The sequence below is a fragment of the Rubripirellula amarantea genome, assembly GCF_007859865.1.
In the GTDB taxonomy this organism is placed as follows: Bacteria; Planctomycetota; Planctomycetia; order Pirellulales; family Pirellulaceae; genus Rubripirellula; species Rubripirellula amarantea.
Genome location: NZ_SJPI01000001.1, coordinates 2,928,873 through 2,943,775 on the forward strand (window position 1 = coordinate 2,928,873; position 14,903 = coordinate 2,943,775).

Sequence of the window (14,903 nt, forward strand, 5' to 3'; positions counted from 1 at the left end):
GATCGCCGAAACACATCACCTCAACTACACCACCCCACTGCCGAGTCGATCGTCATGGATCAAGTCAAAGAACAACTCGCTATCGTCTTGAAGTACGGATTCTGGATCGGCTGTTCCTTCGTCCTGCTGCTGTCGTCTTACTTCTGGTATTCCGCCACTTCGGCACTCGACCAAGAGCGTGTCTCGCAGACTAGAAAAATCGAAGGGGCAATCAGCGAAGTGGCGAGTGTGGAAGCCAAGCTGTCTACGCATCCCAATGCGGTTTCTCACGCGCAGATGCAGGATTTGATCACGAGACGGCAAGACGATGTGCTTGAGTCCTGGGACAACCTGTTTGAACGACAACAGGAAATTTTGACTTGGCCGACTGAAGAGTTAAAGGAAGACTTCACCAGCAAGTTCATGATCAATGGGAAGGCGAAAGTCCCGATTGAGGTCTATGTTGATTTCCCGACGCCCGCTAGCCAAGAAATTGTTGCAACGCTTCGAAGTCGATACGCTCGCTATATTGAAAACGTGTTGCCTGATATCGCCAAGATTGGTGGCACTGAATGGACGGCCAGCTTCAAAAGCGCCGCGGCAATGGGAATGGGTGGACCCCCCGGGATGCAATCGACTTTTAACCGCCCCACCGTTGACATCACCGGTGCAAAGGGCGGTCCGCTGGTGAAGTGGGACGAAAGTAGTCAGTCAGGTCTGCTGTCGGACTTATTCCCATGGCGGGCAACCGGGCTTCCGAGCACCTTGAACATCTACTACTCGCAAGAGAACCTTTGGATATGGCGGCAGATGATGGAGATCATCGCTACCGTCAACGGTGCGGCGCAACAGCCCTACCAAGCCAAGATTCACGAAATCAATCGACTAAGTATTGGTAGCTCGGTGCAATTCGTCGCTGGTTCTATTGCCTCGCCCGGTCAAGCCGGCATGGGAATGGGAATGGGAGGCGAGATGGGACAAATGGCGGCCCAGCAAGCCGAGATGGCAGCGATGATGGGATCGATGGGCGGCGCGGGATACGGTGGTCCGGGATCCTCGCGAACCAAGTCACAAGGGAACGATCCTGCCGATGATCGCTACGTTGACGAGTCTAAGAAGCCAATCAAAGGCAGCACACTTCGAAAAGCACTTAAGAGCAATCAACCTACCGATGTCGCTCTCGCGGTAGCCAAACGTATTCCCGTGATGATGTCGTTGAAGATGAATCAAAGATCCGTCCCCGAGCTTCTTGCCGCGTGCGGAAGCGCGAAGCTAATGATCGAAGTCGAACAGGTTCGCATTTTGCCCAAGTCAGGTGCGTCGGAAGCTTCCGGTGGCGGTATGGGATCGATGATGGGTGGTGGTGGGCCGCCCATGGACGATGGCATGGGGATGGGAATGGGCATGGGACCGATGATGGGCGGCGGTACAGCAGCCTCAACGAAGCCAGCCGATGAATTCCCGCTCGATATGACCGTAGAAATTTACGGACTGATTTACATTTACAACCCGATGAATCGCGAACAGTTGGGATTGGAAAAGATCACAGAGAAAACGGTCGACAAGGTTGTTGCGACGATCAGCGGCGACGGCGAAGCCAAAGAAGAACGTGACGAGCCTGTCGCGGATCAAAACGATGTGTTGCCGACTCCTGACGCTGCACCCGCAAATGGTGCAGCACCTGCTGACGGCGGTGCTCCTGTTGAAGGTGGTGCTCCTGGAGTTGGCCAACCCGAAATCGATCCGGGGACTGGACCCGCAGCCGATCCTGCTGGCGAAGCGCCGGCGCAACCTGCCGTTGACAGTGCGCCGGTTACTGGTTCGCCGGCGAAGGATCCGCCCGACCGGGCGGTCTCATGGCTAAACAGCGATACGCGGTGGCGAAAGTATCAGGGCGATGCGAGTAGGCACTTCACGCCGTCACACTTTGCCGACCGCAAGTTACTGGTTTCGTAAGACTCATAGGATTGCTAAACGTATTCGTTTGCGTAACGCGATCAACACTTTCACACTCAATTCAAAACACTGCAATTCGTACGCGGGTATCCGGAAATCGGATTCCCATTCACGGGCAAGCTAGAGAGAAGCAAGATGGACGCTGATAAAATCAAAAACTTTTTCATCAGTCATTTTGAAAAAATGATCTTCGCAGCGATCGTGGCTGTATCCGGGTACTTGGTTTATCAGGGCGTCGGAAAAGAGAACTATCTCAACAAGCACCAGCCGGACGAGTTGATCGCCGATGCGAACCAAGTGAAGCTTCAGATTGACGAAGACCACAGCGAGCAAGTTATCGCCGAACGGAAATTCACAAACGATCGTGAGATTTTTGAGAAGACGGTTACCCTTTACGAACGCGTTGATCCCACACACTATCCGATTAAGAATGCCTGGGCCGATCCGGGCGCCGAAGCGGTTATTCGACGTCAGGATCCATTGCTAAGTCCCGTTGGCGATATTCGCACGATGGGTGTGGTGTGTTCATTGTCGTTTGCAGGTGCGAAGGCTCCCGACGACTATCCTGCCGCAAAGCTTGAGCCAGCCGATGAGCTAGAGAAAGCCGAAAAGAAGAAACGCCCGAAAAGAGGCTCACGGAATCAACCATCAATGGAAGAGATGATGATGGGAGGAATGGGCGGACCATCGTCCGAAGAAATGATGATGATGATGGGTGGCGGTCCACCGCCGACTGCACCTAAAGGCAAACGAGGTAAGAATGACGATGGTCGTCCAACGGGGCCCGCTCGCAAGTTGAACAAGAAGTTTGACCGTGGGTTTGCGGCCGTGCCTGAAAGTTCAACGAACAATCCGCAACCTAAGTTGGGTTGGTTCATTGCCGGCACGGCATTGTTGCCTCACCGCGAGATCTACGAGGCTTACGAAATGGCATTTCAGGATGCCAGCGGCTACAACACCAGTCGTGATACGCCGATCTATTTTGATCTTCAAGTCCAGCGAGCTGATGTGAGCGAAAAGGCGGTTGCCGACTTAACCGACGATGACTGGAAACTGATTTGGGATCGCTTCAAGTACACGCTTTTGGCCAGCAAGCTATGGAGTGGGTACGCGCCCGAGATCGTGGAAGAAGACTACCGCGACGAAAACATTACAATGTGGATTCCTCCGGTGCTTCTGGATGATTACAGCGATTTTGCTACCCATCCTGAGATTCCATTGCTTTCCAAGGCAGACCTTAAGATTCGAAAGCTCAAAGAACTTCAAGGTGATGACGACGACGAAGCCGTCAACCCGGATGATTTTGACTTGGAAAATGCTGAGTTTGCGTTGACGGGACCCAAAACGGGAGCACGCAACTTTGGGGCTGGGCCCGGTGGTTCGGGAATGATGATGGGCGACCCTAGCATGATGATGGGCGGCGGAATGGCGATGTTCGGCCGGGGCAAAGTGGAAGATGATCCCGTCATCAACAAGTTGGTGCGATTTTATGACTTCGCTGTCAATCCACTGACTACGCAATCGGCAAAGCCCGGACGTACTTACGTCTATCGACTTCGATACGCCGTGGTCGATCCAAACTTCCCTAGCGATCCAAGTTTGCAGCCCAAGTCGAGCCAGCTCGCCGCCGAGGTGGCAGCACGAGTGATGGAGAAGATGAATGAGGCACGCAAAGCCGAAAAGCGAGATTTCAGCATGTGGAGTCCTTGGAGCGATCCGAGTGATCCAGTCAAGTTGCCTTCCCTGCAGGAAGCGTTTGCCGGAAGCGTTGACCCAGGTTCGATTAGCATCTGGGATGTCGATGGGCGTGAAGTCGAATACCGTCGAGACGCTCCCACGGCGGAGCTGGCTTTGACTCAGATGGACATGAATACCGGCGTGCGAGCCCAGATCCTTCTGAAGAAGGTCGAAGAGGGCAGCGTGCTTAGCCACAAGACTCCGGCCGCCCAAGCGGTCGATCCAATTTCGCTTGAGGTGAAGAAGCTTCCCGACTACGAAATCCTCAGCGGGTCAACAGTGATTGACCTCGCCGGCGGTACCGCGCTGTCGATCGTCGAAGACGGGCTGACACAACCCAGTACGATGCTGATCTATGACGAAGTCACCGGAAAGCTAATCGTGTCTGATGATGTGACCGATCAGTTCGAATTCCGGATGAACAGCTACGCTGACGAACGAGGCGAGTAGGCTCGGCAACACTGTTGGGCTTGATGAGGCAATGAGCTGGGACTCTATCGATCGGTCATTCGCGACAGCGAATGTTAGAGCCCAGCGATCGCGTTGCGTGCCCTGTCCGTGCGTGAACCCAGTTCGTGAGTGAACCCAGTTCATTTGCATGAATCAGCAGACACCGATATCAACGAAAAAACCCCGCCTGGACAGTCCTAGGCGGGGTTTTTGAGTACGGTGAAACTGGCCGCTATTACTCGCGAGGGCGAATTGCACCTGTCAAGCCGCTGTAGTCGACTCGGTCGGTCGTGTGCCATAGAGGCTGACCAAGCTCAACTCGCTTGCGAAGCACTTCGATCTTGTCCGGGCTGCCCGCAGGAGCGTCGGTAGGCTCGAAGTTGTCGTCCTGGTTCGGCACAAAGTCTTCATCGTGACCATAACGAAGGATGGCTTCAAAGACGTTTTTGCACTGGCTCATATAGTTTCGTTTCCAAAGATTCTTAACCACGACCCGCAGATCCAATCTGCCTTAATCAGTGGTACTTGTTTCCGATGCGACGTGTCCATTGTCGCGGTTTGTTATCACATGCTTGATTATTGACGTGTTTGGGCTTTCGTCAACAAAAATTTACGCTAGGGAACCTCGTTAGGTGTTCTTTACCGAAGCCAATGGGGAGCAGGTAAGGTGTTCCGAAAGCTCCGTGCAAAGCACTGGCATCAGCGATGAATTTCGGCGAATGTTGCTAGCTATGTCGCAAGGGGGGAGAACCGCACCTTGATCGCTGTTCATGGTGTGATCATTCCCTTGTCAATGGGGGGCGGCGTCAAGGGCCGCCAGCGAAGTATTGCGAATTCATCGAAATCAAGCTGGGTGGTGCGGGTCCAGCACCAGGTTGGTAGATTGCAAAAAGAATTCGAAAATTTTTTTTGTAACTTCACAATCCTGCTGACACTTGAGATGCCTATGTGGATCCAACGGATCCTCCGTTTACCCCCAGTTCGCCGCGGTTTTCATTTGGTAACCGGCCAGATCGTCGAATCGGTGCCCGAGATCGCCCAAATTCAAACGGGATGGATGCAGGTGTTTATCCAACACACTTCGGCATCGCTGACCATCAACGAAAACGCGGACCCAGATGTTCGTCATGATTTCGAAACGGCCATGAATCATGCCGTCCCCGAAACATTACCCTACGTTCATACGATTGAAGGCCCAGACGACATGCCGGCTCACGTGAAGGCGTCGATGATGGGGGCATCGGTGATGGTACCGATCGGTGGCGGGCGTTTGCAGTTAGGAACTTGGCAAGGGATCTATCTGTGCGAGCACCGCGATCAAGGCGGCAGTCGCAGCGTTGTGGTGACCATCCAGGGTGAACCCGCCGCCTCGTGAGATCGGTGGACACGAAAAACCTAGCTCGCGTCCAACGATGGCCGACTGTCATCGATCTTGAGTCCCCGAATCGGCTATCTTGTGCGGCATGTGACCACGTCGTCCACCGCCAATCATCGCTGAAGCCTTCGCGATCGTCTTGGGAACTACTTTACCCCTCTGAACCTACGTGATCTTTCGCTCATGTCAAAATTTCAAACGTCACCCTATCCCATCGAGACGCTTCCACCGGGGATTCCTTACATCGTAGGAAACGAAGCGGCCGAGCGGTTTAGCTTCTACGGAATGAAAGCCATTTTGACGGTGTTCATGACTACGTACCTGTTGGGGGCCAACGGTGAAGTCGATCCGATGAGCGACACCGACGCAAAGTTCTGGGTCCACACGTTCGTGATGGTGGCCTATTTCACTCCACTGCTTGGGGCTTTCGTCGCCGATTGGTTGTTCGGCAAATACAACACGATCATGTACCTGTCGGTGCTCTATTGTTTTGGCCACTTGGCATTGGCTTTGGATGAGACTCGCTGGGGACTTGCGATCGGGCTAAGTTTGATCGCTTTGGGAACGGGAGCAATCAAGCCTTGTGTTTCGGCTCACGTCGGCGATCAATTCGGGAAAAAGAACTCTCATTTGTTGGCCAAGGTTTTTGGATGGTTCTATGTCGCAATCAATTTGGGGGCGTTTGCTTCAACGCTGTTAACGCCCTGGCTGTTGCAGAACTACGGATCCCAGGTGGCATTTGGTGTTCCCGGGGTATTGATGGCGGTGGCAACCTTTGTGTTCTGGCTCGGTAGAAACCGATTTGTGCATATTCCGCCTCGTGGTTCGGTAGTGTTTCGCGAAACGTTTACCGGTGATGGCTTGAAGGCGATTTTGAATTTGGCCCCTGTGTACGTTTTGGTCGCTATTTTCTGGAGCCTGTTTGATCAAACGGCCAGCGCGTGGGTTCTTCAAGCCGAGAACATGGATCGCACCTTTTTTGGAGTCAACGTTCTTTCAAGCCAAATTCAAGCCGCCAATCCATTCTTGATTTTGGTCCTCGTTCCCCTTTTCAGCTACGTGGTCTATCCCGCGATCAATAAGGTGTTCACGCTAACGCCGCTAAGAAAAATTGGGATCGGAATGTTCATCACGGTCGGCGCGTTTTCGATCAGCGCGCTGATTGAATCAAGCATTCAGTCCGGTGGACGTCCCAGCATCAGTTGGCAGATCTTGGCGTACATTATCCTTACGGCCGCTGAAGTGATGGTCTCCATCACTTGCTTAGAGTTCAGCTATACGCAAGCTCCCAATAGCATGAAAAGTATCGTGATGAGCTTCTATATGCTTTCGGTCTCGTTAGGCAACTTCATCACCGCTGGAGTGAATGCGGTCATCTCAAACGCGGACGGTACGTCTAAGCTTCCAGGTGCTACTTATTACTGGTTCTTCACGGGTTTGATGCTTGTTGCCGCAATCTTGTTCATCGTGGTAGCCAAGCTCTATAGCGGGCGCGAATATGTCCAGGAGTCACCGACCGCGGAAGAAACCGCTGATGCGATTTCATGAATCAAGACGATGAAGCTCGGTTGATTGGAATGCTTCGGCGCGTGGTGCGCGACTGTGGCAAACTGTACGCGACTAGCGCTCGATTGATGGTTCGGCGGTACCCGACGGAAATCGAAGGGCTGCCCGAGCGGTTTTCGGAGTTGATGGATGATCTGCATCGTGGACTGATCATCAAGGTTTACGTCACCATCGTTCGGGCAGACGAACGTTGGACGGGTCCAGAGAAGCGAGTCGCCGCGGCGCTGATCGAACATTTGTGGCAACAATCGCTCAGCGGCAAAGAACTTCGTGAAGCTGCGACAGGTCTGTTTCAACAAGCAGATGCCTTGTCGTGGGATTCGTTGGTCGCACCGTTTGTGCGCTACAAGGCACTGGCCAACAGCAAGGCCCAGGTGGGAACCATCGTGATGCGATTGGCCAATCTTGTGGCCAAGTGCGATGGTCAAACAATGCCCGAAGAGCAAATTGCTTTGCATTCGCTTCAACACGAAATTGATGCGGCATTGCATCCCGCTTCGCCTCAAGAGACGCTTGCGCCGCTATCGCGAGGCCGTCATGCTGTCGTGCAAGAAAAACAGCAATATGGTAATCCCGACGACGGAGCATCGAACCCGCAGTTTTCACCTGGGGAACAACAGCGCCGCTTGCAATCGGCGATGAATGAACTTGATGGTCTCATCGGGCTCGCCGAGGTCAAGCAGCAAGTGAAAAGCTACGCCAATTTCTTGAGGCTGCAGAACCAGCGGCAATCCAAGGGACTGTCCACCATGCCCATTAGCATGCACATGGCTTTCGTTGGAAATCCCGGGACGGGGAAAACCACGGTGGCTCGAATCGTGGGGCAAATCTTAGGTTCGATGGGAATGCTCAGTCGTGGGCACGTGGTTGAAACGGATCGCACTGGTTTGGTAGCTGAATACGCAGGGCAAACCGGTAAACGTACCAACGATCTTTGCGATTCGGCGCTGGGTGGTGTGCTTTTCATTGACGAAGCCTACAGCCTTATTGATACATCGGGCGACGACTCGTATGGGCGAGAGGCGATACAAGCTTTGCTCAAGCGAATGGAAGACAATCGTGATTCGCTTGCGGTCATCCTGGCGGGCTACGGCAATGAAATGAAGTCGATGATGCAGTCCAACCCGGGGCTCTCTTCGCGAATCAATACCCAGATCGACTTCGCCGATTACTCGCCGGCTGACTTGGGACGGATTTTTGAAACGATGTGTGTGCAAAATCAATACGAATTGCCAGCCCAAGCTCGGCATCGTTTATTGATTGGCTTTGACCATCTCTTTGGTAGTCGAGATCGGCATTTCGGCAACGGGCGGTTGGTCCGCAACTCATTCGAAGATACGGTTCGCCGATTGGCGGATCGAATTGCCAGTGTGGCGGAATTGAGCGAAGAATTATTAACGCGTTTGACGGTCGACGACATCAGTATTCCTGGGCTCAGTCACGAGCAGATTGAACGTCTTAGAAACCGCCCTCACAAACTTCGAATGGATTGCCTGGGGTGCCAAAGGCGGATTTTGGTGCAACCATCGGCGCTAGGAAAACGAGTCAAATGTGGTAAGTGCGGACACAAGCAAGTTGCCGATTGGGCCGATGTCTACCACGGATAGATAACCGACCTGACATGTGTTGAAACGGTCAATCGTTTAGACTGCCGCCTTTGGATGCCATCCTTTCCGTCAAGTCAATCTTCATGGCAGACTTTCAACTTCACATTTCCGGGACCCTCGGATTGCTGCTGGGCGTATGCTTGGCGGCCGGGGTGTTTGCCGATCTGCTTCACCTTCCCAAAGTGACGGCCTACCTACTGGTCGGCTTGTTGGTGGGCCCGAGTTTGTTGGATTTGGTACCGATCGACCACGTGCACATCTTCGAGCCGATCTTGAAGCTTGCGATGGCGTTGGTGCTATTCAACTTAGGGTGCGAATTCACATTTGCAAAGTTTCGCAGGATCGCCCGGCGTTGTTTAATACTTTCCGCCGCCGAAATCTTCGCAACCTTCTCGCTTGTCACGCTTGGGTTATTGGTCTTTGGAGCTCCCGCGAGCATGGCGATCTTGTTGGGTTGCCTTGCCGTCGCGACGGCTCCGGCCACAACAATCTTGGTGCTCAAAGAATTTCGCAGCGAAGGCCCGATCACCGAGAAGACTGGCTTCCTGGTGGCAATGAACAATCTTGCTTGCATCTTGCTCTTTGAGTTCGGATTCTTGTTTATCCAGATGAAGCAAGGCGGTGCCGCGTCCTCGTTTCTTTCCCAAGCTGGCATTGTCGTCACCGACATCGTCGGGTCCATGGTTTTGGGCGTCGTTGGCGGTCTGGTCATCAGCTACGGTTGCGGGTTTTTGAACTCCAAGCGCTGGCTTGTGTTGTTGGTTGCTACCGTCACATTCTTGTTGGGAATCGATGAGTCCCTGCATGTCCCCTACATGTTGACCTTCTTTGTGATGGGGGTGACTGTTGCCAACACGTCGGATTACAAAGCCAAGATTGTTGACGAGCTTGATCACTTGTCAGGGCTACTCGCCGTTCTATTCTTTGCGGCTCACGGCACTGAACTGGATGCGAAAGCGTTCGTTGCCGCCGGCGCTCTTGGGGTGGTGTATATCGTCTCTCGGATATTGGGAAAGTGGCTCGGCATTTACGTTGCCGCCAAGTTGACCAACCAGTCCAACGAAGTGCGGGTTTGGCTCGGTGGGTGTCTGTTCGCCCAGGCCGGCGCCGCTATCGCTCTTTCGACGATTGCAGTCGAGCGAAACCCGGAATTGGGATTGCCAATACAGGCGATCATTCTTGGTTCGGTGGTGCTATTCGAGATCATCGGCCCGCTGTTCATAAGAAAGTCTCTCATTGAAACTGGCGAGGTTCCCTTAGCCCAGGCGATTCACCATACCAGCCGCACGCCCGTACAACAGTTCCAAGCCGTGGTGGATCGTTTTCGAGCCGCGGTACGCAATGCCGAACATACCGTGGATGCAGAAACGGTGACGACCAGCCGCGTTAAGGTCAGCGATTTGATTCGCAAGACAAAAGGCATACCGCAATCCGCCAATTTTGATGATGTGATCGACCATATCGAACATTCACACGACAATACCTATCCGGTCGTCGACGACCGGATGGGAGTGGTGGGAGTTATTCGCTATCCCTTGCTCAGCGATGTAATGTTTGACCACAGCGCGTCGCAACTTGTTCGCGCCGAGGATTTGGTGAGTGAATCCAATGCAATTCTCCATCCCGACGATCCGGCTGCTCGGGCGTTTGAACTGTTCCAAAACGAAACGGACGATTGCATTCCAGTGGTCACTCGCGTTGAGCCAATGGAATTGCTAGGAGTCGTTCGACGTAGTGACGTCATGCACGCGTTGATCACTCAGCGACGAAAGCGGAAATGAGCACGTTGCTCGCCTCATGAATTGGTTGTTGCTTTCCGTTGTGTCGGCATTCTTGTTGGGTCTGTACGACGCGGCAAAGAAGACGTCCGTGCGCGGTAATGCGGTTCCCCCGGTGTTGTTCTGGGCGGTGACTTGCGGAGCTTCGATATGGATTCCATTGCTGATCGCGGGCCGAATCTTTCCCAGTGAATTTGCCGCCTGGAACCTGTATGTGACCCCAATCAGTGGTTCGATGCACTTGGCGATTTTGCTGAAGTCGACAATCGTTAGCATCTCGTGGACTTTGGCGTACTTCGCGCTTAAGCGTTTGCCTTTGTCGATTGCTAGTCCACTGCGAGCCATTGGACCGGTGTGGACAATCTTGATCGCTACGCTTTGGTTGGGCGAACGGCCGACCTACCTTCAGTGGATCGGCATTGCGATCGTGGTTGTCTCGTTTTTCGCCCTTTCATCGGTGGGTAAGAAAGAAGGCATTTACTTTCGCCGAAACCCAGCGGTCGGGTGGATGATCCTAGCGACCATAGTGGGAGCATGCAGTGGCCTCTATGACAAGATTCTACTACAGCGGTTTCATTTGGATGCGGCGACAGTCCAGGCGTGGTTTTCAATCTACTTAGTTGTCGTCTTGTTACCGTTGGTGGTGTATTGGCGCGTCTACGATTCCGTCAAGACTCCGTTTCAATGGCGACGATCAATTCCGTTTATCGCAATTCTTTTGTTAGCGGCGGACTTCGCCTATTTCACCGCACTGTCCGATCCCGATGCGTTGGTGTCGGTTGTATCTCCGGTTCGTCGCTCTGCCACCGTCGTTTCATTTGCTCTTGGGGTGATCTATTTCGGTGAGAAAAATGTCGGAGCGAAGGCGGTCTGCATCGCGATTTTGCTGCTCGGAGTATTCACGCTGTCATTCGGCTAAGGAGGCGTGCCGATTGCCTTGAGTGATCAGCCCGAATTGGTCTCAGTGTGTTGGGAGAGATATTCGATGTGGCAAGGAAGCCATACGATTGGGCGATGGGACGATAAGAATTCTTGCCGTTCTATTTCGGACTTCGGCGGTGGACGCCCAGCCCAATTTCATGAAGGTAGGCGGACCACTGCGGATTAGAATCGCATCTCTGGACGACACGTGAAAGGTTCTTTCGCCAAGTCGCAAAGGCCGGTGGTCGACCGTCGTCATAGCATGACGCGAGTTTCTCACCAAGTTCAGTGGGAAGGCTAGAATCCACCAGTAGACATAGGTCCTGGTAGATTTTTTCTCGGTCGTTGGATTGGTAGCCTTCATTCCCTTCGGACACCATGTACCAATAACTCAGGAAGTCACTGCGTTGCCGTCTCGGCAACGCCACCGCAATTTCCTGAACGGCGTCTGGCGTCGAAAGGCAGGGCGAAGTTTCCGATCGATCCTTCTTGGTAGCGACCAGTCTTCCCGAGTCGTCGAGCACGCGGTCGCCAATCCAGATCCATTGGCGATCAAAGAGAACGTGACAGAACTTTTCTTTCATCGAAGGATGGTCATGAATGATCTCGATCAACGTTTCGCAATCAATGTCGATCATATGTTCGACCAAAATATCGACGATCTTGCTCACTGTTTCCGGTGAACTTTCTTTAACGCCTTTTTGTTCGCCATTGAAGAGTTGAAGGTTTCTTCGTACTGCTTGAGCGAAATGAACACGTGCAACGTCAAAGGGGAAAGTCTGCATCAAAAGCGAGGCAAGACTAAGGTGTGCGGCCGATGAAATCCGTTCGGGATGTGTGAGGTCATTCCACATCGCAACGACGTTTGATTGAACTGCGTCGCAGATCACGTTGCGACGCTGCCGTTGATCCAGTGAAAGCAAATGTCGATTTAGCGACTCTACTTCCACTTGGCTAGGGTTCTGAAGAACTCGGCAAATCTCTTGGCCAAGCAGAGATCGCAGTATCGGGTGTTGGTTCGTTGAGGCGTCCTGGATTGCGGATATTGCTGCAAGGACCGGAGTGGTGCTTTGAAGTCGCGGCGATCGTTGCAGAGTGCTCACGATAAGATCGGTGAATGCAGAACCGATGTCCCAACGAACAATCAGGTTCAATGCCTGCTCGATCGTTGCGGTTCGATCAAATGAGGCGAAGTCACTTGCTCGACTAGTGATAATCGATAGATTGCCCGCTTCCATCAAGCGTTTAAGGCAGAGTCGCTTCGTCGCCTCCGAAGTCTTGGCATCGCATGCAATATCGATCAACACATGCGAAAAATCATGCACTTGGTGTTCCCGAAGTCTTGCGAGCGAATCGTTAAGCTCTTTGGTGCGGTCGCACTGAGCCAAGATATCCGCGGCAAGTTGGCGATCGATCAATTGGCCTGTCAGCGGTTCGATCGACTTTGGCTGATAAGAGTTGCTTCGATCTTCTCTGGTTAGCCGAATCACTTGGACACCCGGGCGAGATGAACGCCAAGTCTGGTTGGCCGTGGGGTTGCGTAGACGATCGAGGGCCATCCGCAGTTGGCGTTTGGTTTCCGGTGAACATGGTCGATCGAGCGATCGCTGGACTTTATGTATCAGCGACATCAAAAGCGGATCGTCGGCTCGATTGCTATTTTGCGACGCAAGAAAAAGTTTGGCGAGTCGCAGCAGGAGCGTTTTGGATTGGTCTGTTCGATGCAACCATCGTTTGGCATGTTCGTGCCAATGTAGGGAAGAGCATCGTTCAAGACGTACCGCATGGATCAGGAACGGGAATCGTTCTTTGGATTGCATTGCGGCATCGAACTGATCTTCGACCTTTTGGTTATTGGCAGTCGCATGAGTGATGTTGGCTGTCTCATGATTGTTCATGTTCAGCCAATGATAGGCAGCGAAATAGTCTCGGATCGCAGTAAACGCAAATGCATAAGAATCAATCGTCGAGTTCGCCACACGAACAAGTCGACTCTGTAACAGGGGCCAATGGTGACACCCCGAATCTTGAGCAATCCGTTCGAGTTCTTCGGAGAAGAACGTGCATCTTGGGCACTGAGGGTTAAACACCATTCGGTTGGCGAGACTTGCAAACGCATCCAAGTGATTGAGACTTAGCTGGCTATTGGATGAGTCCGCGTTGTGGAGATTTTGACGAGACCATCGTACGAGTTGTTCGATAAGCCGAGTTTGGTGAAACGCTAAGTCACTGGTCTTGCAATTTGCAAACGCGGAAGTTGTCTGATGCAACCAGAAGGGCGATTGAGTAAACTCGCGATAATGAGAGTGGATTTCCACCGCTGTTTCCGTTGCAGTTTCTTCTGTGGCCCCGTAACGATTCATGAGGGTGGAGGTAGCTACGTTGAATGCAACGTCGGACGACAATTCCTTGAGCCAGCAAAGAGTCGTTTTTTTCTGCTGGGCAAACGCTTGCGGCATTCCGCTAGCCTGCGTGGTTATCAGTGTGGTCACGTGTTCGGATTCGAATGCAATTCGTTCGCGAACTAGATCTCTTTGATCAAGGGGAACCTCGTTCCAGTTATCGAGCAGCAAGAGAAAGTTCTCGTTTGATTGGCACAGCGATCGAATTCCAACGCTTGCTTCGCGGAGTTGTTGGCTTGGACAATTCAGCGAGATGCAGAAGTATTCCATCAAGGATATGGATGGTCGTTCGCGGATGGCTGCGGCGAAGGCGACAAGGTCGACCACAATCGGATAGTCATAGTGCTCGAGGTTTCCACTTGCGCCTTGAAAGGCTAGCCATTGGACGAGAGTAGATTTCCCACTCTTCGCTTCGCCAATCACGAGTAGTTCGTGAAGAGTATCGGAAAGCAAGTCGATCAATGGAAAGCCGATGCTACTACGGTTTGCAGCTTGAACCGACGGCATGTTGATCGCTGCTTCGCGATGGATGAAAACTTTATCGATGGGTTCGCCGCAATGACCGGGAACGGAGGACGCAAGATGTGTCCAGCGACGGTGGCTTTGAAGTTGATCCAGCCACTGTCTTAGTAAGACGTCTGCGATCATAGGTTGGCCGGCTACCGAATCCAGTTGCGCGGACACATCGAGGCACCATGATCCGTATGCCATGTGGGGCATTGCGTCGGTCCGAGACGCCCCTGCATGCGTCAGGCTTTTCGTGTGAGAGTTACGCCGCAGAGTTGACCGAGTAAAATCGCGAATAAGCGACGGACTTGGGTCGGCGTTCCAGATTCCGGAACGTTCCCAGTCAGTGATGATTGTCGGCAGCGATTCTGTATACGCAGTGGGAAGGATTCCTAGCGATCGAGCCAACGCTGCAATCCGATTCAGCAGTCGGCTAGCGGCGATGGAGCCGTTTGGATCTTGATCTGGGGACTCTTCGCGAAAGTCGGATCGCGGAGCAGCCTCTTGATGAAGCTCGTGCTGGCCTGACTCGTGATGTAGCTTCAAGAGCTGCTGGAGAACAAACTGTAAGTAACACTCGGACAGCATCTTCCTCATCCCTGATCTATCAAGTCCTTCGATTGAC

At 52.9% G+C, this 14,903-nt stretch carries 9 protein-coding genes; 7 read left to right on the forward strand and 2 right to left on the reverse strand.

All coding sequences use genetic code 11. The annotated features are described in order from the left end of the window. Positions 1-54 precede the first annotated feature (54 nt). Both Pla22_RS10775 and Pla22_RS10780 read left to right on the forward strand, forming a co-directional pair. Positions 55-1,935, forward strand: a complete 1,881-nt coding sequence (locus tag Pla22_RS10775) for a hypothetical protein (protein ID WP_207310332.1) — start codon at positions 55-57, stop codon at positions 1,933-1,935. Positions 1,936-2,070: 135 nt separating this feature from the next. After that, positions 2,071-4,122, forward strand: a complete 2,052-nt coding sequence (locus tag Pla22_RS10780) for a hypothetical protein (RefSeq protein ID WP_146514615.1) — start codon at positions 2,071-2,073, stop codon at positions 4,120-4,122. A gap of 235 nt (positions 4,123-4,357) precedes the next feature. On the opposite strand, the gene Pla22_RS10785 is transcribed toward Pla22_RS10780, so the two are convergent. Beyond that, a complete protein-coding gene (locus Pla22_RS10785) occupies positions 4,358-4,582 on the reverse strand; it encodes a hypothetical protein (protein ID WP_146514616.1) in 225 nt (74 codons plus the stop codon). A 480-nt stretch (positions 4,583-5,062) separates the two neighbouring features. Between Pla22_RS10785 and Pla22_RS10790 the strand changes: the two genes are divergently transcribed. From Pla22_RS10790 to Pla22_RS10810, 5 genes are all read left to right on the forward strand, one after another. Then, complete coding sequence (locus Pla22_RS10790) at positions 5,063-5,497, forward strand: secondary thiamine-phosphate synthase enzyme YjbQ (protein WP_146514617.1); 435 nt, start codon at positions 5,063-5,065, stop codon at positions 5,495-5,497. A gap of 183 nt (positions 5,498-5,680) precedes the next feature. Further along, entirely contained in the window at positions 5,681-7,045 is a 1,365-nt protein-coding gene (locus tag Pla22_RS10795; RefSeq protein WP_146514618.1) for a POT family MFS transporter, read from the forward strand. Next, positions 7,042-8,670 (forward strand): AAA family ATPase, encoded by a 1,629-nt coding sequence (locus Pla22_RS10800; RefSeq protein WP_146514619.1) that lies wholly within the window; start codon positions 7,042-7,044, stop codon positions 8,668-8,670. Before Pla22_RS10795 ends, Pla22_RS10800 begins: the two co-directional genes overlap by 4 nt. 83 nt (positions 8,671-8,753) lie before the next feature. Next, on the forward strand, positions 8,754-10,451 hold the full coding sequence (locus Pla22_RS10805; protein WP_146514620.1) for a cation:proton antiporter domain-containing protein: 1,698 nt from the start codon (positions 8,754-8,756) through the stop codon (positions 10,449-10,451). 16 nt (positions 10,452-10,467) lie between these two features. Next, a complete protein-coding gene (locus Pla22_RS10810; protein WP_146514621.1) occupies positions 10,468-11,367 on the forward strand; it encodes a DMT family transporter in 900 nt (299 codons plus the stop codon). A 121-nt stretch (positions 11,368-11,488) separates the two neighbouring features. Here the strand turns inward: Pla22_RS10810 and Pla22_RS10815 are convergent, their stop codons facing one another. Beyond that, positions 11,489-14,866 (reverse strand): NACHT domain-containing protein, encoded by a 3,378-nt coding sequence (locus Pla22_RS10815; RefSeq protein ID WP_165440594.1) that lies wholly within the window; start codon positions 14,864-14,866, stop codon positions 11,489-11,491. Positions 14,867-14,903 lie beyond the last annotated feature (37 nt).